The organism is Mesorhizobium sp. M7A.F.Ce.TU.012.03.2.1 (assembly GCF_004006095.1).
Classification (GTDB): Bacteria; Pseudomonadota; Alphaproteobacteria; order Rhizobiales; family Rhizobiaceae; genus Mesorhizobium.
This window is the reverse complement of sequence record NZ_CP034779.1, coordinates 2,029,181-2,050,118: the sequence shown is the minus strand read 5'-3', so window position 1 is coordinate 2,050,118 and position 20,938 is coordinate 2,029,181. Positions and strand designations below refer to the sequence as shown.

Annotated in this window: 14 protein-coding genes and 3 pseudogenes; 3 read left to right on the top strand and 14 right to left on the bottom strand. The window is 58.6% G+C overall.

Annotated features, from left to right (window positions below):
* Positions 1-58: 58 nt before the first annotated feature.
* The 8 genes and pseudogenes from nifK to queC all read right to left on the bottom strand — a co-directional run bounded on the left by nifK (position 59) and on the right by queC (position 8,968).
* Positions 59-1,600 carry a nitrogenase molybdenum-iron protein subunit beta gene (nifK, locus tag EJ079_RS09915; protein ID WP_024505263.1) on the bottom strand — a complete coding sequence of 514 codons (1,542 nt, stop codon included), beginning with the start codon at positions 1,598-1,600 and terminating at the stop codon, positions 59-61.
* Between the two features lie 129 nt (positions 1,601-1,729).
* Entirely contained in the window at positions 1,730-3,232 is a 1,503-nt protein-coding gene (gene nifD / locus EJ079_RS09910) for a nitrogenase molybdenum-iron protein alpha chain (protein WP_127811312.1), read from the bottom strand.
* A gap of 87 nt (positions 3,233-3,319) precedes the next feature.
* A complete protein-coding gene (nifH, locus tag EJ079_RS09905) occupies positions 3,320-4,213 on the bottom strand; it encodes a nitrogenase iron protein (protein ID WP_024505261.1) in 894 nt (297 codons plus the stop codon).
* Between the two features lie 1,092 nt (positions 4,214-5,305).
* Positions 5,306-5,502 (bottom strand): annotated as a pseudogene (locus tag EJ079_RS33765) (7-carboxy-7-deazaguanine synthase QueE); the annotation flags it as partial.
* Positions 5,503-5,662: 160 nt separating this feature from the next.
* Positions 5,663-6,415: a carbonic anhydrase gene (locus EJ079_RS09895; protein ID WP_024505260.1), complete on the bottom strand. Its 753-nt coding sequence runs from the start codon at positions 6,413-6,415 to the stop codon at positions 5,663-5,665.
* Positions 6,416-7,182: 767 nt separating this feature from the next.
* On the bottom strand, positions 7,183-7,908 hold the full coding sequence (queE, locus tag EJ079_RS09890) for a 7-carboxy-7-deazaguanine synthase QueE (protein ID WP_164752747.1): 726 nt from the start codon (positions 7,906-7,908) through the stop codon (positions 7,183-7,185).
* A gap of 5 nt (positions 7,909-7,913) precedes the next feature.
* Positions 7,914-8,270 (bottom strand): 6-carboxytetrahydropterin synthase QueD, encoded by a 357-nt coding sequence (gene queD / locus EJ079_RS09885; protein ID WP_024505258.1) that lies wholly within the window; start codon positions 8,268-8,270, stop codon positions 7,914-7,916.
* Complete coding sequence (queC, locus tag EJ079_RS09880) at positions 8,270-8,968, bottom strand: 7-cyano-7-deazaguanine synthase QueC (RefSeq protein ID WP_024505257.1); 699 nt, start codon at positions 8,966-8,968, stop codon at positions 8,270-8,272. The genes queD and queC overlap by 1 nt, the downstream gene beginning before the upstream one ends.
* Before the next feature lie 356 nt (positions 8,969-9,324).
* On the opposite strand from queC, the pseudogene EJ079_RS09875 reads away from it, so the two are divergent.
* A pseudogene (locus EJ079_RS09875) lies at positions 9,325-9,469 on the top strand (transposase); the annotation flags it as partial.
* On the opposite strand, the pseudogene EJ079_RS09870 reads toward EJ079_RS09875, so the two are convergent.
* From EJ079_RS09870 to hisC, 3 genes and pseudogenes are all read right to left on the bottom strand, one after another.
* Positions 9,461-10,664 (bottom strand): annotated as a pseudogene (locus EJ079_RS09870) (IS3 family transposase). The pseudogenes EJ079_RS09875 and EJ079_RS09870 overlap by 9 nt on opposite strands.
* 254 nt (positions 10,665-10,918) lie before the next feature.
* Positions 10,919-11,953, bottom strand: coding sequence for an LLM class flavin-dependent oxidoreductase (locus EJ079_RS09865; protein ID WP_095484287.1), 1,035 nt, complete (start codon positions 11,951-11,953; stop codon positions 10,919-10,921).
* 47 nt (positions 11,954-12,000) lie between these two features.
* On the bottom strand, positions 12,001-13,155 hold the full coding sequence (hisC, locus tag EJ079_RS09860; RefSeq protein ID WP_127808913.1) for a histidinol-phosphate transaminase: 1,155 nt from the start codon (positions 13,153-13,155) through the stop codon (positions 12,001-12,003).
* Positions 13,156-15,473: 2,318 nt separating this feature from the next.
* Here hisC and EJ079_RS09850 point away from each other — a divergent pair.
* Together EJ079_RS09850 and rpoN are read left to right on the top strand one after the other, a co-directional pair.
* Positions 15,474-16,007: a peroxiredoxin gene (locus tag EJ079_RS09850; protein WP_024505252.1), complete on the top strand. Its 534-nt coding sequence runs from the start codon at positions 15,474-15,476 to the stop codon at positions 16,005-16,007.
* A 68-nt stretch (positions 16,008-16,075) separates the two neighbouring features.
* Positions 16,076-17,509, top strand: coding sequence for an RNA polymerase factor sigma-54 (gene rpoN / locus EJ079_RS09845; RefSeq protein ID WP_127808912.1), 1,434 nt, complete (start codon positions 16,076-16,078; stop codon positions 17,507-17,509).
* Here the strand turns inward: rpoN and EJ079_RS09840 are convergent.
* From EJ079_RS09840 to EJ079_RS09830, 3 genes are all read right to left on the bottom strand, one after another.
* Positions 17,506-18,132 (bottom strand): nitrogen fixation protein NifQ, encoded by a 627-nt coding sequence (locus EJ079_RS09840; RefSeq protein ID WP_127808911.1) that lies wholly within the window; start codon positions 18,130-18,132, stop codon positions 17,506-17,508. The two genes, rpoN and EJ079_RS09840, sit on opposite strands and share 4 nt — an antisense overlap.
* Complete coding sequence (locus EJ079_RS09835) at positions 18,119-19,171, bottom strand: LLM class flavin-dependent oxidoreductase (protein WP_024505249.1); 1,053 nt, start codon at positions 19,169-19,171, stop codon at positions 18,119-18,121. Before EJ079_RS09835 ends, EJ079_RS09840 begins: the two co-directional genes overlap by 14 nt.
* Positions 19,172-19,309: 138 nt before the next feature.
* The gene (locus tag EJ079_RS09830; protein WP_063169384.1) at positions 19,310-20,911 is read right to left on the bottom strand and encodes an SDR family oxidoreductase; all 1,602 of its coding nucleotides are present in this window, start codon (positions 20,909-20,911) and stop codon (positions 19,310-19,312) included.
* Positions 20,912-20,938 lie beyond the last annotated feature (27 nt).

The window sequence follows — 20,938 nt, the reverse complement described above, 5'->3', positions numbered from 1 at the left end:
TCAGCCTCCCCAGTCCATTGGGCAAGGAATGGCCTCGGCGAAAAGCCGGCCACGGCTCTTAGCGCGTGAGGTCATAGGAATAATCCGTCACACCCGTCTCGCTCGTCTCGCGATCGAGTTTGTCGAAGATCTTGTCGAGGATCGTCGTCAGCACGCGCAACGCTCCCTGGTAGCCAAAGAGCGCAAAGCGGTGATGATGGTGCCGATCGAAGATCGGAAACATCAGCCGGATCAGCGGTGTTCCGGTGTCGCGCTCCAGGTACTTGCCGTAGGAATTGCCGATCAAAAGGTCCACCGGCTCGGTAAAGAGCAGTGAGCGCAGCGCCCACAGGTCCTTGCCCGCCCAAACCTGGGCAGCCTTGCCGAAAGGCGAGGATGCTAGCAGCTTCTTCAAATCGGCTTCCCATGCCGAGGTGCCATTGGTGGCGAGGCAATGGGTTGGCTCGCCGCCGGTCTCCATGACAAAGCGGGCCATTGCGTGAACGAAGTCGGGATCACCGTAGATGGCGTATTTCTTACCATGCAACCAGGATTGGCTGTCCGCCATGGCGTCTACCAGTCGGCCGCGCTCGAGGCGAATTGCCTCGGGAATCTCCTTGCCGGAAATCGCCGCGACCTCCATCAGGAATTCGTCCGTCGCCTGAACGCCGAGCGGATAGTGGAACGAGGCCGTCGCCTGCCCGACCTCCTCGCAATAGCCCAGTGTCTTTCGGGTGTTGTGATGCTGCAGCGAAAGCGTTGCCTCGGCGTTGAGGGCCTTCTTCACCTCGTTGATCTTCGTGCCCCCGTCATACATGCGGTATTCACCGTCCGAAGGCGTATCGAACTGGTCAGAGGCATCCTGGATCAATGTATAGGACACGCCCATTACATCGAGCAGGCGCTTGAGCTCCCGGTTGTTGCCGACGCAGAAGCCGTCGAAGCCCGGAATGATGTTGATGGTTCCTTCGATTTGCGTACGCTCCTGACCTTTCCAGAAGTGCTCCAAAATGCCTTTGACCATGTTGTCATAGCCGTCGACATGACTGCCAACGAAGGCCGGGGTGTGGGCAAAGGGCACGTCGAAGTCGCGCGGGACTGAATCTTCGTCCTTGGCGTTCTGGATGAAGCTGTGCAGGTCGTCGCCAATGACCTCTGCCATACAGGTCGTCGACACGGCAATCATCTTGGGGTCGTAGAGCTGGTAGGTGTTGGCGAGCCCGTCGACCATGTTCTTCAGGCCGCCAAACACCGCCGCATCCTCGGTCATTGAGGAGGAGACCGCCGCGGCAGGCTCCTTGAAATGGCGCGACAGGTGCGAGCGGTAATAGGCGACGCAACCTTGGCTGCCGTGGACGAAGGACATGGTTCGCTCGAAGCCGGCGGCAGCGAATACCGCACCCAGCGGCTGGCAGGCCTTGGCCGGGTTCACGACAAGCGCTTTGCGGGCGAGGTTCTTTTCGCGGTATTCCCACGTCTGGGTGAAATCGCGCTGATCGGAAACGATTTCATCGGGGTGCGGACATTCGAAGTTTAGCTTCTTCTCAGCGAGCATCTTTCTGTATTCCGGCTCGCGGAACAGGGGAGCGTGATCGAGAATTTTTTCAGCCGACTGCGGCATGATGATTACCTCTTTTGCATCTGGCTGCGCGGGACGGCAGCTCAGGACGTCAAGACGTTCCAGGCTCCGGCGGATCAGAGGCCGCGGGAGTTCACCGTCTCAGTGGGAGACTGGGGCTGAAGCAAATGTTTATTCGGCAGCCATCGCCCGCTCATCGCCCCGGCTTCTTTTCCAAGGCGCGTGGAATAGGTCCCAGACCGGGTTGTTGATGGCGAGATCCACATCACGTGCGAAAATGGCAAAGCCATCGTAGCCGTGATACGGGCCTGAATAATCCCAGGAATGCATCTGGCGGAACGGTATGCCCATCTTCTGCACCGGGTATTTTTCTTTGATTCCCGAGCCGACCAGATTTGGGCGAATCCCTTCGATGAATTTCTCCAACTCATAGCCGGTCACGTCATCGTAGATCAGCGTGCCGTTCTTCACGTAGTGGCCGGTGCGCTGATAGTCGTCGCTGTGGGCGAATTCATAGCCGGTGCCCACGATGACCATGCCGAGGTCCTCGTAGGCCGTGACGACGTGGCGGGGGCGCAGGCCGCCGACATAGAGCATCACGGTATTTCCTTCCAGGCGCGACAGGTACTTGGCGATGACCGCATCAACAAGCGGCCTGTACTTGGCAATGACCTTTTCGGTCTTCTCCTCGATTTCCGGCCCAAAATGCTTGGCTATGTTGCGCAGAGAGGCTTCGATCTGGGAGGGACCGAAGAAATTGTACTCCATCCAAGCGACGCCATACTTTTCCTCCATATGCCGACAGATGTAATTCATCGACCGGTAGCAGTGGATAAGATTGAGCTTAGCCTTCGGGGCGCGCTCGATCTCTGCGAGTGTGGCGTCACCCGACCAGTTGCCAACCACGCGCAGCCCTATCTCCTCAAGCAGTATGCGCGAGGCCCAGGCATCGCCGCCGATATTGTAGTCGCCGATGACGTTGACGTCGTAGCGGCCGGCCTCGAACTTGACATCCTTTTTGTCGAAGACCCAATCCCGGATTGCATCATTGGCGATGTGGTGGCCAAGCGACTGCGAGACGCCGCGGAAGCCCTCGCAGCGTACCGGCACGATCGTCTTGTCATACTCCTTGGTCTTTTTGCGAGAAACGGCCTCGGTGTCATCGCCAATCAGGCCGATAGGGCATTCGGACTGCACGGTGATGCCGTTGTTGAGCGGAAACAAGACTTCAATCTCGTCAATGATCTGTTCCAGCTTCTTGTCGCCGCCGAAGACGATGTCCTTCTCCTGGAAATCGGAGGTGAACTGCATTGTCCCGAACGTGTCGACGCCCGTTGTACCGACGTAGTAGTTGCGGCGCTGCGACCAAGAATATTGGCCGCAGCCGACCGGGCCGTGCGAGATATGGACCATATCCTTGACTGGCCCCCACACCACGCCTTTCGAACCAGCATATGCACAGCCGCGAATCGTCATCACCCCGGGAATGGACTTGATGTTCGATTTGACGTCGCATTCGGAAAGGACCTCGCTTTCCCCGCCAGCCTCGTTGCCGCTCTTTGCGACGTTGAGGTGCTTCTTGCGGCGCTTCGCCGCCTTGTCGGGATAATGCGACAGCACCTCTTCGATAAGCTTCGCATGAAGAGCACCGTCATTCTCGTATTCCCGGCTCATGAGTCCCCCTTTCAAGGTTGGGTGACGCCTCAAAGAATAGGCGCCGTTCTCTGCAAGGCGCGCCGATTGATGGCAGCGCTAATGTCACTACTGGGCCGCCGCCTTCGCCGCTTCCTTGGAGTGAAGCTCGGCAAGCATCTGCTCGTCGGTCTTCATGATGCCGAAGTCGAGCAGCATCTCCTCCAGCTCCTCCATGGTGATCGGCGTCGGGATCGTACCCTGGCCCGAATTGGCGTGGATCTTCTCGGCCAGAGCGCGGTATTCCCCTGCCTGCTTTGAGTCCGGCGCGTACTGGATCACCGACATCTTCCTGAGTTCGGCATGTTGGACGATGTTGTCGCGGGGCACGAAGTGGATGAGCTTGGAATTCAATCGGCCAGCCAGTGCTTCGGCCAGATCGAGTTCGCGGTCGGTTTGACGTTCATTGCAGATCAGCCCGCCCAGCCGCACACCGCCCGAATGGGCATATTTGAGGATGCCCTTGGCGATGTTGTTGGCGGCATAGAGCGCCATCATCTCGCCGGACATGACGATATAGATCTCCTGGGCCTTGCCTTCGCGGATCGGCATGGCGAAGCCGCCGCATACCACGTCGCCGAGGACGTCATAGGAGACATAATCGACATCGTCATAAGCGCCATTCTCCTCGAGGAAATTGATCGAGGTGATGACGCCGCGGCCGGCGCAACCGACACCCGGCTCGGGGCCGCCGGACTCCACGCACTTGATGCCTCTGTAGCCCACCTTGAGCACGTCCTGGAGTTCGAGGTCTTCCACCGAACCTTCCTGTGCGGCGAGATCCAGGACGGTATCCTGAGCTTTCGAATTCAGGATCAAGCGTGTGGAATCGGCTTTGGGGTCGCATCCTACGATGAGGATTCTCTGCCCGAGGTCGACAAGGGCAGCGAGCGTATTTTGGGACGTGGTGGACTTGCCGATGCCGCCTTTTCCGTAAAAGGCGATCTGACGCAGACCTGACATAATAGCTTTCCTTCCTTCGTTCTAATCATCGCGACTGCCCGCGACACAAGTGCCGATAGGCAGCTCGTGCCGCCTCACACCAAGCATCGCAAAAAGCGTACCAGCGTGATCGGCCGATCCCAGAAGAAACTTTGTCATTAAATTCCAGCCGCTTAGACGGCGGCAAAACGCGCGAACGGGCCTTTCAGGCGTCTGTCACGGACACGACAAAGCCGACACAGATTGTCGTGCGCCATCCAACCCGCCGTGTGTCGAGCTCGAAGCGGGAGAATGGGGAAGTTAGCCCAAAGCTGATGGCGAGACCATCTGAAGACATCGGCTCTTGTCTTTCCAGCCTGCCATTGATCGGGCGGTCGCTGGATGAGCAGGAGCTAGGGGCTTGACCGCGGCGCGGGTAGTTCAGGCAGGCTTACAGAGCGGGAACGCCGGCGGCCGATAGACATCCGCGCTTAACCTTTCATAGCCCGTCTACAAGTCGGTTCCGCCGACGCGCTATATGGAAGCCAAATAATTCAGTAGCTTAGCCGAGAGCATTGATTTTTTCAGAAAGATACGTGTTATACGCGTATGAACCGCCGAACCCATGGTCGGCGCCCTCATGCGCGTGAGACCCTGTTGTGGGCGAGGCTCGCGACTGGCTGCACGATCCTAGCCGGCCTGCTTGCCATAGAGTTTGGTCCCGCCGCGGTAGGCTGCGGCATCAAGGGCAACATCAGCTACAACACTGGCAAGAAGATTATCACGTTCTTGGACAGGACTCTTACTGGGAGACGCGCATCAACCTACTGAAGGGCGAGCGGTTGTTTTGTTCAGAGGAGCTGCACGAAAGGCGGGCTGGCGGGTTCGAGAGGAAGTGTCGCGGCGCTTGCAGACTGCTACGGGGGCCGCCTCGATGGCAAATGGTGTACAAAAGCGCCCTCTCTGCCGAACTGAACAGTGCTCACGGCCATAGCTTCGGATGAGCCCGACTGGCTTGACCTCTGCATGATGAGAGCAGCTTTTACACCAGGTGCGCAGCATATGTCTTTAACGAACGCATCGCCTTCAAGAATATAGAGAGCAATTCGGAAAACCGAGTAGTTGGCGGCGAAGCTAGGAGAAGGTATACACCGCCCTCTTGTTACCCCAGAGTAGAACGTGCAGCTGCGGCAAGACGCGGGCTTCGAACCACCTGTCGCTGGTCACCTTTTCGACCAGCGATTCCATGCGCATCATATTCCGTCCGACTCGACAGAGACGTCTTCATTACCACGGCGGGGCGGCGTGTGATTGCCGGGTTGCAGACAAACCTCGCCGCGACGTCTTTGGGACGAGTGGTGCCGGCACCGAATCCCTATCATTTAGACTAGCCAGCTTGGGGAGCGCCGTCAGACCGCCAGACCGGAAGAGGAGGCTTCGCGCCAACTTGTGCCAAGAATGTTGGACCGTGCGGAACCGCTGGGGCGGCGCTCAACTCTGGCGCAGGATGAAGCGTCGATTTGGTGAATGACTAGGGCGCGCGTTCGACGGGTAGAGTGAGGTAAATCGCTGGATGTCTGCCGGATCAACGTCAACCGGTTCCATCGCCACCATCCACTCGACGTTTTCGGTGCACGGCGGCGTCGTCAATGAGCCCTCATAAGTCCAATAGCCAAGCGAGGCTGGCAGAAGCCAGTTGGGATTCACCTCGTCGATCGTCACCTCCCCATTCGGCAGTTCGGGAAAGGCCGCAGCAAGGGCAGCAAAGCTGGCATTTGTCGCGCCGGGCGTTAAAAAGACGCCCAGCACGCCCAGAGTACCACTTTGCGTGTCCTTGTGAACGAAATGCACCTCCATCGGGAAGCTCTTGCCCGCCACGTGATGTTCGCTTGGCGCATGGAAATGGAACTGTACCAGTTCGTAGACACGATCGCCGCGGGTCAGCGTGCTGCCTTGTGGCATATTGATTTGAATGGTGTGGCCGTTGTTCACCATATTGCCGCCGCCCTTGTGCCAGCCGATGGCGATATGCGGGATATCCGCCTTGACCGCGCTGTTGATATTGATCGGCGATTGCTGCGTGCCGGCAGAGCATACGAAATTTTCCTTATCCAGATCAGCCCAGTGCTCCGGTCCGACCGGACCGGTGTACCCCCAATGGGCACTGGTCGCTTGGGCGGCTTGAACGCAAATCCGGCATGCGCCGAGCGCAACCAACCCTTTGATCAGGTGACGACGATACATATTGCTTTTGCTCCTCTTGCGAACTGATGTTGGTGGCTGCCCTAATGGACGCGTGATGGCCAATCGGCGCGGCCACTATTGTCCTTTGCAACTGATGGATGCCCGCATGCCTTGGCGTGCTTTCATAAGTGCGGCTCCCGTTTCTCGGCTGGCCGGCTTCTGCAGCCCGCAACGGGGGCAGTTTCAACCAGCTAAACGATAAAAAATTTGAGCAGACCAGCGCTTGACCCCCGCCGCAAAGGCACAGGCGAAGGTGATCACTGCGCGGCTGCCGCGCGCCTGAGGCCGCATCGCTATACTTTACACTCGCTGCCCAAGGAGACGCAGGCGACCCCAATACGTTTTCATCGCTACTCCCGACGCAGCCGACGACGCCACGAAAACGTTGCTATATTTCACGTTGGGCCAGTGAGGAAATCGATCTTCTTTATGGAAGGCATTTGCGCAATGGATGCATTCCCATGCTGACAGTCGTGCGTCAGGCCGGACAATGAGATACATCGATAAGAGCTGGACAAGGATGAGGGGATGACGTGCTTGCGACGGAGCAGGTGGGGCGAGAAGGCCAGTTCTTGCGGATTTCAACTTTGCGTGACGACAGCTCATCGGAGTCAAGGTGACACACGCCGGCAGCGGGGTGTCCGGGCGGTTTCCAGCCGCACAATCGCGAGACCGCTGACGCGAACAAAGCTCGGCTGTACTCGGCACGCGAAGAGAGCCTGCCAAGCCGTTGGAGCCCGGCCTTCCGGTGCGACGCAAGCCGCAGACTAGACCGCCCTCTTGTTACCCCAAAGCAGAACGTGCAGCTGCGGCAACACGCGGGCTTCGAACCACCTGTCGCTAGTCACCCTTTCGACAAGCCATTCCATTCGCATCATTATTCCGTCCAAGTCGACAGAGGCGTCTTCACTGCCAGGGCGCGGCGGCGTGTGATTGCCGGGTTGCAGATAGATCGGAAGGTGCGGATATCTCGCCGCGACTTCTTTGGCGTAGGCATAGTCACTCTCGTCGAAAACGACGAGCTTGAGCACGATTTGCGGCTTCTCTTGCGCCGCTTCGAGGCATGCATCAAACGCAGCCCAACGGGTCGTCATCTCGCTGGACGGCGGCTTTGGGCTAAGGGTCAGCACGTCAAGATCCGCAAACCACTCCCTCACCACGGAACCCTGCGTTTCCAGTGCAAAACGATAGCCCTCGCGATGGCCGCGTTCTATGAGGGGACCGAACGGCTGAATGGCCGGGTTGCCGCCTGACAAGGAGACCATAACCGGCCTGCCGCCGGAAAGCGCATGGACGGTTTGCCACACGGCATCGATCGGCATCGGTAGCCATTCATGGCGATACTGATTGTCCACCGCGTGAAGGCTGTCGCACCATGAACAGCGATAATCACATCCGCCGGTTCTGATGAACACCGTCGGCAAGCCGATGAGCACGCCCTCGCCCTGGATAGTCGGCCCGAATATCTCGCTCACACGGATTGCGGGATGCATGTCGGTCACGGACGGTATTCCGCCCAAGTTTTCGGTGTTTCGCTAACGCGCACGGCCGCGGTCTGCGGCAGACGTGCCTTGCACCATTCATAGAAATGTCTGGCCAGGCATTCCGCCGTGACCTTCTCATGTCCCAGCACGTCGTTGAGGTGCCGATGGTCGAAGCTCTCGTCAATGTAGCGTTTGAGCGGCGCCAGATCGTGATAGTCGCGCACGAAGCCGTGGGCGTCCAGTTCCTTGGCCGACAGCTGCACTACGACGACATAGTTATGCCCGTGCAGGCGCGCGCATTGATGGTTGGGAGGCAAGGAGGTGAGCTGATGCGAGGCCGAGAAGTGGAATTCCTTGCTGATGTGGAACATTACGCGCGCCTCCTGCGCAGCGCCTCAAGCCAGAAATCGGCGTCCTCGTAGTCGGTGGGATCAGCGTGCCCGGCGAGATGGAACGCTTCGCGCCGCTCGACGCAGGTCCCGCATCGTCCGCAGTGACGCACGCCGCCCTTGTAACAGGACCAGGTCTCAGCAAACGGGGTGCCGTATCTTGCGCCATCCGCAACAATGTCAGCTTTTCTGAGATTCACATACGGTGCATAGAGCCGTATCTGCGCATAGCCGTCGAGCGCGCGGTCTTGCATTGTCTGGAAAGCTTCAATGAAGGCCGGACGGCAATCGGGATAGATGAAATGGTCCCCACCATGCACGGCCGCCGCCACCGCTTCGGCGCTGTGGGCGGCGGCGAGACCGAAGGCGATTGCCAACATGATGGCATTGCGGTTCGGCACCACCGTAATCTTCATCGTGTCTTCGGCGTAGTGGCCGTCCGGCACGTCGATACTGCTAGTCAGCGCTGAGCCGGAAAGGCCACGGCCAATTTCGCCGATGTCGATGATCTGGTGCGGGACCTTCAGTCGCTGCGCGCAAAGAGCGGCGAAGCCCAATTCCTTCCTGTGCCGTTGGCCATAGTCGAAAGATAGAAGGCCGGTGAGTTCGTGCTCCGCTGCCACCATGTGAGCAAGGGAAACGGAGTCCAATCCGCCAGAGCAGACGGCGAGAGTCTTCATCATTGGTATCCTTGTTTTGACCGGGTAAGGCTGCGACCGGAGATTTCTCTGCGCCCCCACTACTCCAGCGACTCAGTTTTGTGAACCGGGAGAATTTGCGCTCAGCCCGATTGGAACGGGAGTGCGTCGCGTCCAACACGCGTGATCAATAAAAGTTGAGCGCTTCAGCAGTTTGTTTCGCATCGCGCCAACTTTCGCAACCTGCTGTCCGATCGTCGACTTCGAGACAAGGTGATGTTCGGCCGACATCGGCTGACTCTTAATTAAGCCGCAGAACACATGTTGGCTTTCTGGCCTTCGCTTGTGCGGTTGGCGAGGGCGACATGGATTCATTGGCGACATCCGCCTGGAGAACCCTGCGCGGCGCGATTGAGGCCGCAGGCGAGCCTGCTCTACCTGCCGCCCTACAGTCCCGACTTCAATCCGATTGAGAACGCCTTCGCCCAACCTAAGGCGCTGCTGCGAGCAAAGGCCGAGATAACCATCAAGGCTCTATGGGACTGACGTTGCCCCAGCAGTTTTGAGTTCGTTTCCGGCGTGGGTTGTGCCCTGCTGGGCGGGTGAAGCGACGGGCGCTGGCGCGGAGCCTTTGGCATAGCGCAGCGCGAGCGACCGTCGCGGATTGAAGGTGCTGGCGAACTTGGCCGGGGTCTGCCAGGGGGGAGTGCGGCCGCGCGGTGTTGTAGTCGGCGTGCCACAGGGCGATGGCTACCCGCGCCTGAGCCAGCGAGGTGAACAGCGTCTCGTTGAGCAGTTCATCGCGCAGTCGGCCGTTGAAGCTCTCGATGGAGCCATTCTGCATCGGCTTGCCGGGCGCAATGTAATGCCATTCGACGCGGTTCTGATCCGCCCAGGAGAGGATGGCGTTCGAGGTGAACTCGCTGCCATTGTCGCTGACGATCATCCTGGGCCGCCCCGCTCGGTGATGAGCCGGTCCAATTCGCGGGCAACCCGCATGCCCGAGAGAGACGTATCAACGATGAGTGCCAGGCCACTGTCTCGTGCAGTCGTCGACGACGGCCAGGATGCGGAAGCGGCGCCCGTCGGTGAGCTGGTCCGATACGAAGTCGAGCGACCAGCGCTCGTCGGGCCTCAGCGGCACCAGCATCGGCGCCCTGGTCCCGATCGCCCGCTTGCGGCCGCCACGGCGGCGAACGGCGAGCTTCTCCTCCCGATAGAGCCGGAACAGCTTCTTGTGGTTCACGACCAGGCCCTCCCGCCTCAGCATCACGAGAAGACGCCGGTAGCCGAACCGGCGACGCTCCTGCGCGATCGCCTTCATCCGCTCGCGAACCTCCCGGTCGTCCGGCCTGCTGGTCTGGTAGCGAACCGTCATGCGGCAACAGCCGATGGCTTTACACGCCCGCCGTTCGCTCATCCCGAAGCCTTCCTTCAGGCGAGCGACAGCTTTCCGCTTGGCGGCGGGCGTCACCATTTCTTTCCCACAAGGTCCTTCCACGCGGCATTGTCGAGCATGGCGTCGGCCAAAAGCCGCTTCAGGCGCGTGTTCTCGTCCTCCAGCGCCTTCAGGTCGCCGAGCCTCGGTGACATCCATCCCGCCGAAGCGGGCCTTCCAATTGTAGATCGAGGCGTCGCTGACCCCGTGCTTGCGGCACAGATCGCCAACCGATACCCCGGCCTCGTGTTTCTTCAAAATTCCGATGATCTGCTCTTCAGAGAAGCGGCTGCGTTTCATGTCCTGGTCCTCTGGATGGGCCAGAACGAACTTCAAACCGGATTAGATCAGAGGGGCAAGGTCAGGACGCCTCGGCGCGGTCGTCGACCTCTTCACCCCAGCCGAATGTGCCAACTACTTCAAAGCCGCAGGATATGACCTGGATCAGATAGGACGTGCTCCAATGGTTTACACCTGACACAGGAGTCCGGCCCCCACAACCGTTTCGCAATGAGGAGCAGCGCTGCCGCTGCTCCTCCAATCACACGACGGATTCACGATGCGGCAACTCGAGCCATGATTTCGGATCGAATGGCCGATGCGGTGTATAGTGAGGCATCCAGCGGCAAATCCCCAAATGCCAGTTGACACAGAAGATAATTAGCACCTGCCTCTTCCAGCTGATCAAGGAGAGCTTTTCGGACAGAATCTGCCGTTCCCACGACGCACAATTCACTTTCAATTGCTGCATCGAAGTTCAAAGGCAAGTTTGGTGGAGTGGAAATGGCATTTAGTTCGTATAGAAATTTGAAGCTATTGAGCCATCGTTCATAGGCAGGTGCTGCGAGCAAATACGCATCTGTTTCAGAACGCCCTATCACCACCATTCGGAGCAATCCAAGAAATGGCGCTTGCTGGCCAATGTCAGCATCGTGAATTCGGGCGGCGCGGAACGCGTCGGTAACGCTGCGAACAGAAGTGGAAGGTCCGACGCAGGCGATGTTTGCCCCATTCGCAGCGGCCCAGCTAGCCGGCTCGGGTCGATTGGTGGCGATCCATGTCGGCGGATGGGGATATTGGTGAGGTCTCAACGTCAGCGGAACATCTTTCAACTCAAAGTGGCGGCCCTGATAAGAAAGCGTCCCGCCTTTCATCGCATTGATGAGAATCTCACTGGCCTCCGCATACTGTTCTGGTGCTGCTTCTACAGCAACCCCGAAGTATCCCAATTCAGTGGGAGCAGAGCCGCGCCCTATGCCGAGTTCAAGCCTGCCGCCGCTCAACTGATCAAGCATGCAGATCTCCTCGAAGGCACGCAGCGGATGATAGAGCGCAAGTAGCATTACCATGGGACCAACACGAAGACTGCGGGTTCGCTGGGCGACGCTCGCTAAGAACAAATTCGGTGATGGACCTCTGCCATGCGGCGTACAGTGGTGCTCGGCGAGATGATACGCATAAAAGCCATAGCCATCGCACGCTTCTGCTAGGCTCAGCCGATCTGCATATTGTTGTGCGATGTCATCGCCGTTTTCGTCCAGATGATCGAAGATGCCGAAGGTCAGGCCCGAAGCGGAAATTTTCTTCAATTAATTGTTCTCCAAATTACCTATATTTATTCGCTAATCATCATAGCTCACGACATATCATTACTTGATGCTTGATGTGAATCGACTTCATGCTTGTGAACACCGCGATTCTTCTTAAAGTTCATACAGACGCGTTCGGCGGCAGCAAGGAATTTGTCCATCTGCTCTGTGGTGCCAATGCTGACGCGAATACAGTTCTTCAAATCTACGTCAGGAAAGCTGGCGATGAGGATCGCCTGCTCTTTCAACGCGGCTTGCCAGCATGAGCCCTCCTGTCCCGCCGGCACACGGGCCAGCAAAAAGTTTGCGTGGGAGGGTGTTACGGAAAAGCCAAGTTGCAACAGCGCCAGGGTCACTCGCTGTCGTTCATGCTTGATGTGCCTGTGGTTCTCTTCGTAGGCGTGGCGATGCGCAAGAATGCTTTTCCCGACCGCCTGCCCGATCACGTTCATGTTGAAGACATTCTGGATGTTGCGCAGCCTGCCAATGATTTCTGGGTGACCGAAACCGAAGCCGACTCGCACGCCAGCGGCAGCATAGCTCTTTGAAAAAGTCCTCAAGATCAAAAGATTCGGATGTCTATTGACGAGGCGCAGGGCATGGTCGGGTGCGAAGTCAACGTAGGCCTCATCCAAGACGATCAAGCGATCTGCTTGCTCCACAAGGCGTTCGATTTCGGCCACCGGCACGAATGTTCCGGTCGGATTGTTCGGATTAGCCAACAGAATGAACTTCGCGTCTTTTGCGGGGCCGGACAGCAGTTTTTCTATCGGCAGGGGATGAGCTTCGCTCGATGCGATTTCGAGAAACTCGGCACCCTGCAACATGGCAAGTTTACGGTTGAACGAAAATCCGGGCGACAGCATTGCCACTCTATCTCCTGGGGCGAGGAAAGCTCTGTAGATGAGTCCGAGCAGCTCCGACGAACCGTTGCCGGCAATCACTTGATCTTTGGAAAATCCGTAAGCATCGGAGGCAGCTGCCCTTAAGCTGAGATTGTCGTCTTCCGGATAAAGATACTGGTGTTCGATCGCAGCAATTGCACTTTGCATTACGCTCTTCGGCAACGGAAACGGGTTCTCGTTCGTATTTAGCTTAACGCAATTTGCATCCGTCGCTGGTCCGTTGGACGAGAGAGCATCTAATTTGCTGGCCACCGGCGAAAAAAGCGAAAGCACGGTCTTCAGTTTTGCATCGCACATGTTCTTCTCCGTTTTTCAGTCCCGCAGGGCATGTGACATGAGGCAATCGTTGATCGTGACTTGATCGACGTTCGGCTATATCAGCGCTGCCTTCCCACCCTGGTGGGGATCGCCGACCACGGTTTGGATTTGACACCGGGAAGCTGTCGAGAACCTGATGACGACCCAACGTGTGGCCGACGGCCGATTCGGCCCAACAGACGGTGTTTCAACATCGCATCGTCCTCAAAGCCGCATGCGGGGCCTGCACGACAGCGCGTCTCCAGCGCCCGCAGATAGGTGGAAGCCGAAGTCTTGCCGAACCTCAGTTGCTCTGCCACCTGGCCCACCGGACTGCCCTGTTTATGGGTCAGGCGCAGGATATCTCTGACGCTCGTTCGTCTTGCTTGCTTCCGTCTTGGCATGGGCTCTCTCGGTTTGCTGATGAGAGAGCCAAATACCGGCTCATCTGAGCATGAGACGCAGGCCTGACGATATGGAGCGTCGCTGGTGGCGCGCGTAGCCAAGAGGGTTCGCCTCGCTGGCGGGGCATGCAAGACGGCGCACCTCCTTAGCCATCCTGTCCCATCGTCTCAGATCGTGAGGCGCACCTTATAGTCGGTGAGGAGATCTTGCAGGGTCAGGTTACGCCCTAGCGCTTAAGGTTGTTGGTCGCACCGAGCAAGCGCGGGACCTGTCGACGGACAACAGCGGTGCCACTGCCGGCACTAGGTCGTCCAGCATCACAGTGAACCGCGTACGTAGTATCTTGTCGTAGGCGGCATTCTGGATAGCCGGATACGGGCTCTTCACCCGCTGCACCACCGATTGCGGGATGATGTCGCGAGAAACATTCACGGATTTCGTGAAAAAAGTGTACCCGCCGAAGAGCCCTACTCGCGGGGGCGGTGCAGCACCACCTCGGTGTCACTGTTCGTGTTCATGCGATGGACTAGGCCGGCCAGCTGTTGACGCAGCTCGCGGTAGTTGTAAGTCTCACCCGTGTAGACGAGCACCTAGTCAGGTCGGCCATCCTCCTGGAGCATCCTCGGCTGGCGGCCGCCCTGGATATCGATGATTGCCAGGCGGTGGTGTCCCAGCGCCGCAGGCCCGCCGATCCAAGTCCCCTCGTCGTCCGGACCGTGGTTCGCTATGGTGGCCGTCATATCGGCAAGCTCCCTTCGCGCATCGGGACCTCCGAGGTCTGGATTGAAGTCGATCCATTCACAGATGCCGCACAGGTTATGTCGCCGCATTTGGGCGAAGCAGATATAAGGCCAGTGGGAAACCATCGAGGCAAAGTGACGGATCTAGCCCAGCTACGATCCGCATCCGACATTGTCGGACATCGGACAGCACCGCGATTCGCTGCATAGGAAGCCTGGAGTCGCGATTTCCCCTGGGGGAATCAGCGCATGAAAGGAGAGCTGGGTCGTGTCTGCCGAAATGAGAAATTGCTCCCCCTTATTGCATCACCGAGGAATGTTACCCAGCGCGATAGACGGACATGCCCTATCTCCCCCCGTTGCAGCTGAGGGAGATAGGGGCCAGCTCTTCATTCAACCCTCATGGAGGATGATCAGCCCAGCCATTTCCATGCGCCGGCCTTCACAAGCCGTGCACCATTCAGGTTCTTTTCCTTGAAGCGCGACGATCCTTGTCAGACGTCGCAACACTTGCTGCCGAGAGCACGAGCTCTTCCTCGAGCATGCCTTGATCTGCGCCTCGAACGGCTCGCACATGCTGGGTTTCAACGACTTCGCAGAGGTTGATATTCTGCAGTGACTTCGTCTCGCTGCTGCACGGCATTGACGCTGGGAGCCATGCTCGCGTGGCGCAATTGTGCTGAAGCCGGTGCCCACGGCAACGTTTCTTAACCCGCCCCAGATCCTGGCGTTTGGCTATTTCCGACATTCGTGTCCGGCTTCGGACAAAGGCCGGGTTTGCCGAACGGAGTCGCACCCAATTTCCAGTGCTGCTTGAGCAATAATATCGACCGGCATTACTGCACAACACGAAAGTTGCTGCAAAAACCGAAGTGAACCCAAGGCATCGGGTCAATTGGCATGGCGCTTGCGACTCGGTCGATAGAACGCAGTCAAAATCACGGTTGCAGACCATGCCTACCTCTCAAAGCTCGATAAAGCACGCGAGCAAAATTCCCCGTCTCCGCGGAAGCTCGTCGCCGTTGAACGTGCCTGCTCGGGGGCGGTCTTGCACAAGACCGGTCCGAGGCAACCACGCCAAGGCGCGAGGCTGCCGGAACTGTCGACCGAAGTCGATGCCGCTTCAGTTTAACCGAAAAATGCACCGTACCACTTTGGCCTGGAAGCAAATCAATGACCTATAGAAAGAACGTTCCTCTCGTGACCTTTCGCACGCGTGTTCGCGATGAGTCGATCGGGGGGCCAAATCCTTATCGGTGGGAGAACAAGACCTCCGACGATTATTTCGGGGGCAAGCGCATCATCCTGTTCTCGCTGCCTGGCGCCTTCACCCCGACCTGCTCGACCTTCCAGCTGCCCGATTTCGAAAAACTCTATGATCAATTTCTGGAACTGCGAATCGACGCGATCTACTGCGTCTCGGTCAACGATGCTTTCGTCATGAATGCGTGGGGAAAGTCCTTGGGGCTGCAGAAGATCGAGCTGATCCCAGACGGGTCGGGCGAGTTCACGCGCAAAATGGGCATGCTGGTCGCGAAGGACAATCTGGGCTTTGGCATGCGCTCCTGGCGATACGCCGCTCTGATCGACGATGGCGTGGTGGAGCAGTGGTTCGAGGAGGAAGGCTTCTGTGACAACTGCGAGACGGACCCCTATGGCGTTTCATCCCCGCAAAACGTTCTCGACAAATTGAAGGCGGCGGCATGACCCAGAAGTGGAAAGTCTCACACAACCCAAGCACACACTAGAGCCTCCTCGGCAGATCACGGTTCAACATGCATCTCTCAGCAAGCCTGCTTCAACGCCAGAAGCAACGTATGGTCTTATCGCCTCAAGCCATTGAAGCTATTCGCTTGCTGCGATTGACGCATACTGAACTCCATCAGCTCGTGCAGCAGGCACTCGAGAAGAACCCCGTTTTGAAGCCTGACCCGTTTGACGACGATTCGCCGCTGCCAGGGGTGGATCAGCGGAGCAGTCAAAGCAGAAGCGAAATCGGCGAATCGCCCATTGGCGGGCCGTCTGGCGGGCGCGGGCAATGGAAGTCGCAACGCAGTAGCGGCAACGATCGACCTGCCGTCGAGGAGTTTACCGCCCACACCGAAACATTGCACGACCATGTCGCCCGCCAGGTCGCCCTCACCCCGTTCACCCCCCAGGAGCGGCTGATTGCCGGACAGCTCGCCGCTCATCTGGAGGACACTGGCTATCTTCAGGTAAACCTTTTCGATCTGGCCAGGAGGTTAAACGTTCGGCAAGCTGATGTGGAACGGGTCATCGGAATCTTGCAGCAATTTGATCCGCCGGGCATTTTTGCGCGAACTCTCAGCGAATGCCTGGAGATTCAGCTGCGCCAGCAAGACCGGTTCGACCCGGCTATGGCAGCTTTGGTCGCCAATCTCGAGATGCTTGCACGGGGGGATTTTCAGGGATTGAAGCAGCGTTGCGGAGTCGACGAGGAGGATCTCCTCGACATGAGGAACGAAATCCGCGCGCTCGATCCCAAGCCTGGAGACCGGTTCCAGTCCGGGACGCCGGAAACCATCGTACCGGACGTCTGGGTAATGCCCTCGTCCGAAGGTGGATGGCGGGTGGAGCTTGATCCGGCCACGCTGCCCAAAGTGTTGATTAACCAAACCTATGTCGCCGAAATCTCGCAGCTGACCAAGCAAAATCCGGAAGGCAAAGCGTTTCTCGACCATTACCAGGAAAAAGGGAACTGGCTGATCAGCAGTCTCAAGCAGCGCGCTAAGACGATCCTTAAGGTTGCGACCGAAATCGTGCGCCAGCAGGATGCCTTTTTTACACACGGCGCCGCCCATCTGCGGCCTCTCTGTCTCAAAAATGTCGCTGACGAGATCGGCATGCACCAGTCGACGGTAAGCCGGGTGGCTTCGAACAGGTACATGTTAACTCCGCGCGGGGTGTTCGAGCTGAAGTATTTTTTCGCTGCGCCAATCGCATCCTGCGAGGGCGGCGATGCGCACTCCGCCAAAGCTGTCCGCCATCGGATCAAGGCAATCATAGCCGAAGAATCGCTCGACAAGGTACATTCCGACGAAGACATCGTTGCTCAACTCAAGGAGACCGGCATCGATGTCGCTCGCCGTACCGTCACCAAATATCGCGAGGCGATGAACATCCCTTCCTCCATACGACGGCGCCGCGATAAGCGTTTGTCCGCAGCTGCGATCAAGCGAAGTGACTAACCGACATTCGTGGTCGGCGAGAGGCAACTCTCAACTTCCTCCGGGCCGAAGCAGCTTTCGAAGTCATGGCATTCCCCGCAACTGGGTGCTGTGCATGACGAAAAGCCTTCGGCCTCACACAGCTTGCGGTAAAAGTACTTTTTCCATTTCATGTTTTCTGTGTTGCCTGCCGCCAGCGCGGGAAAATGTCTGGCAAGCAGGCGGCTGAGCTCAGCGCGATTTGAGAGGCCAAGATCCCGCCAAAGATGGTCCATGCGCATCGCACGCCGGGCGATGATCTTGGCCAAGCGGGCGCTCGCCGGGTCGGCCGGCGCAGCATGCGCTAGCAGCAGCCGGCGTAGCAGTTCCTCTTCCAGTTCCGGCTCGGGCTCGCTCAACTCCTCCAAAGCGAATACGCTGCTGGAGGTAGACGGGAAAGTTGCGGCCAAGACATCACGCAATTCGACAGACGAAAGGCCTGTCCCCTCCGTCGCCAACACCTCGCCCGCCTGGACCTCCTCAAGCGAACGTGAATGTAAGCAGGGCAGCACATGCTGATCGAAGCTCCTCCCTAGCTCGGACCCACGCCATTGCGCGCTGGATAGGCAGCCATCATCGTAACGGCCGGCTTCAGCTTCCGGCATGACAAAGCGCCTTGTTGACCGCAGGGATGATCTTGTCGCCCCAGAGCTCGATCTGGCGCAGCATCGTCTTTTGGTCGAAGTCGCCCAATTGAGTCTGAACTGCGATCTGGTCCGGTTTCAAGATATCGATCTCTTCCAGCAGGCGATCAATCACGCGATTTACGCTGCCAATCGGCAAATTTTTGCGCATGGTCTCGAAGGACAGATCCTGCTGGGTCGGTGTCTCCTGCAGCAGGTAGCCATCGTGGCTCTGTTGGCGGCGCTGATGCAGGGCTTCAGAAAGCCGGCGCTGGAAGCGGGCATTGTCGAGATAGCTGTTGATCTCCAACTCGTCGTGGCTGGCATAGCAGCAGCGCAGCAGCGATATCTTGACGTCGGTGACGTTCTTTTCCTCGGATGCCGCCGCCCTCTCGACTGATTCACGCAGTGTGGTCAAAGTCTCTAAGCCGTCGTGGAAGGCTGTGACAAAAAAATTGTGCCCCTCGCGGTAGGCCCGAGCCATCCGTGCGGCTCCGCCAGCGATCCAGATAGGCGGCGTCGGCTGCTGGACTGTGCGGACCGAAATCGCTGTTGGGGGGATCTTCTCATATTGGCCGTCGTGTTCGAAGACGTTTTGGTTGAGGCCCTTGAGAATGATGTCCAGGTATTCCGAAAAGACGGCCGGCGCCTCATCGATGTCCACGCCGAACCGTTCGAACTCGAACTGCTGGTATCCCAAGCCTACGCCGAGCTCGAGACGGCCGTTCGCAACGATGTCGGCGAAGCCGATCTCGGACAGCAGGCGCTGCGGTTGGTAAAGCGGCAGCACGCAGACGGCAGTGCCCAGGCGAATCGTGCTTGTCAAGCCGGCGCAGTGCGCCACCATCATCAGCGGGGATGGTATGAGGCTGTAATTGTTGAAGTGGTGCTCAGCAAACCACGCGGTGTTGAACCCAGCCTGCTCCGAAGCGACGGCCTGTTCGATGGAGTTGCGGATGACGCTTTCTGAGGATTGGTGATAGCCACGCTGGGCGGCCAGAATGAAAGTGGCAAATTCCATGATTTCTCCTCGTTATAGACACGTCAGCCGACCGGGAATGTGCTCGGCATGCGCATGCTTGGATCTCAAGCACCTCAGGTGCGTCGTGGAGCCGAGGCTTCATAATGCTCGGCCGGTCGCCCTGCGAAGGCCTGGCAATTAACCTGCCGCCTCCGCAAAACATTCGTCATAGAGCTCGCTGGCGTTTCCCGCATCACCGAACGAGGTCCAGCCGCCGTCCACGTAGAGGATCGAGCCGTTGATGTATGAGGCGTCAGACGAAGCAAGGAAGAACGATGCATCTGCGACGTCTTCTGGCCGTCCCATCCTGCCCATGGGGATGCGTCGTCCGATTGCTGTCAGGTCGATGCGGCCGGCTTTGGCCAACTGAGCAAGTGCGGGCGTGCGGATGTGGCCAGGAGCGACGGTGGCTGTCCGAATTCCGACCGGCCCGAGTTCGGCCGCCATGCAACGGGTCAGCATATCCATCCCCGCCTTGGAGGCGCCGTAGGCATGGCGCGGCGCGAACGGCAGAAAGCTGTCGATCGACCCGAGATTGAGGATCACGCCGCCCGGGCGCATAGCCTTGATCGCTTCGCGCGCGCAGGTGAAGGCGCCGGTAAGGTTGACATCCAGGACGTGTTCGAGCTGTTTCGACAGTTGCTCGATCGCAGGCACAATCCTGTCGGCGGTATCAGCACTATTGACCAGAACATCGATATACCCGAAGCGTCCCCTCAGTTCTTCGAACATCGACACCACATCGCTCTCGACGGCCACGTCCAGCGATTTCGCCAGATGCTTGCCGGGGAGCGATGTAGCCAGCTCTGCCGCTGCAGTGCCATCTTTATCAGCAATCACGACGGTGTCGCCGTTCGCGGCAAAGCGGCGAGCGACGGCCGCGCCAATGCTTTTTGCGCCACCGGTGACGAGCACGATTCGCGCATCTGTGCATTCGGCCGGACAGGAGAGCTCGGCTTGGAGCGCACCATCCACCGGCGGGTGAGCATCCCCCGGCTGGTTGAATGACATCCAGCCTCCGTCGACTGCCAGCACCGAGCCGGTGATGTAGCGCGCCTGCGTGCTGCTCAGAAAACGCACGACCCTGGCGATCTCGTCGGGGCGAGCCAAGCGCCCCATCGGCACGCGGCGGCGTATCGCCGCGAGGTCCATTTTGCCAGCGCGTGCCAGTTCTGTGACCATTGGGGTGCGGACGGAGCCCGGCGCCACCGCCGTGACGCGGATTCCTCGCATAGCCCACTCGCATGCAAGGGACTTTGTCAACGAGATCACGCCAGCTTTCGAGGCTGCGTAGGCGTTGCGCCTGGGATTGCCGACCACGCCCGCCATCGAAGCCACATTGACGATCGCACCGCCCGGCTTCATGCGCCGCGCCGCTTCCCTGGCCATAACGAATGGCCCAATAAGGTTCACTGTCACGCCGCGTCGGAAGGTATCGACAGCGGTGTCGATGATCCTATCCATCGTGGGTCCAACCGCCGCATTGTTGATGAGGACATCGATTTGCGCGAAGCGTGCTTCGACCTGGCCGAAAAGTGAGAGCATGTCCTTCTCTCGCGACACATCGCACTCCAGACCGACGTGCGGCGACCCGAGATCCCGAGCCAGTTCAACCACACCACTGCCCGGAAGGTCCACCGCAACTACAGTGTCTCCGTCCGCGGCAAGGATATCGACCAGGGCACGGCCGATCCCGCCCGCAGCGCCTGTGATGATTACGGTGCGTGCTGCCAGTTTCACGAGAGCTTCTCCACGATGACCGCTTGT

What these genes read in the sequence shown, in the direction of transcription:
- nifK (WP_024505263.1), bottom strand. Translation starts at nt 1,600, where the DNA reads ATGCCGCAGTCGGCTGAAAAAATTCTCGATCACGCTCCCCTGTTCCGC.
- nifD (WP_127811312.1), bottom strand. Translation starts at nt 3,232, where the DNA reads ATGAGCCGGGAATACGAGAATGACGGTGCTCTTCATGCGAAGCTTATC.
- nifH (WP_024505261.1), bottom strand. Translation starts at nt 4,213, where the DNA reads ATGTCAGGTCTGCGTCAGATCGCCTTTTACGGAAAAGGCGGCATCGGC.
- EJ079_RS09895 (WP_024505260.1), bottom strand. Translation starts at nt 6,415, where the DNA reads ATGTATCGTCGTCACCTGATCAAAGGGTTGGTTGCGCTCGGCGCATGC.
- queE (WP_164752747.1), bottom strand. Translation starts at nt 7,908, where the DNA reads ATGCATCCCGCAATCCGTGTGAGCGAGATATTCGGGCCGACTATCCAG.
- queD (WP_024505258.1), bottom strand. Translation starts at nt 8,270, where the DNA reads ATGTTCCACATCAGCAAGGAATTCCACTTCTCGGCCTCGCATCAGCTC.
- queC (WP_024505257.1), bottom strand. Translation starts at nt 8,968, where the DNA reads ATGAAGACTCTCGCCGTCTGCTCTGGCGGATTGGACTCCGTTTCCCTT.
- hisC (WP_127808913.1), bottom strand. Translation starts at nt 13,155, where the DNA reads ATGTGCGATGCAAAACTGAAGACCGTGCTTTCGCTTTTTTCGCCGGTG.
- EJ079_RS09850 (WP_024505252.1), top strand. Translation starts at nt 15,474, where the DNA reads ATGACCTATAGAAAGAACGTTCCTCTCGTGACCTTTCGCACGCGTGTT.
- rpoN (WP_127808912.1), top strand. Translation starts at nt 16,076, where the DNA reads ATGCATCTCTCAGCAAGCCTGCTTCAACGCCAGAAGCAACGTATGGTC.
- EJ079_RS09840 (WP_127808911.1), bottom strand. Translation starts at nt 18,132, where the DNA reads ATGCCGGAAGCTGAAGCCGGCCGTTACGATGATGGCTGCCTATCCAGC.
- EJ079_RS09835 (WP_024505249.1), bottom strand. Translation starts at nt 19,171, where the DNA reads ATGGAATTTGCCACTTTCATTCTGGCCGCCCAGCGTGGCTATCACCAA.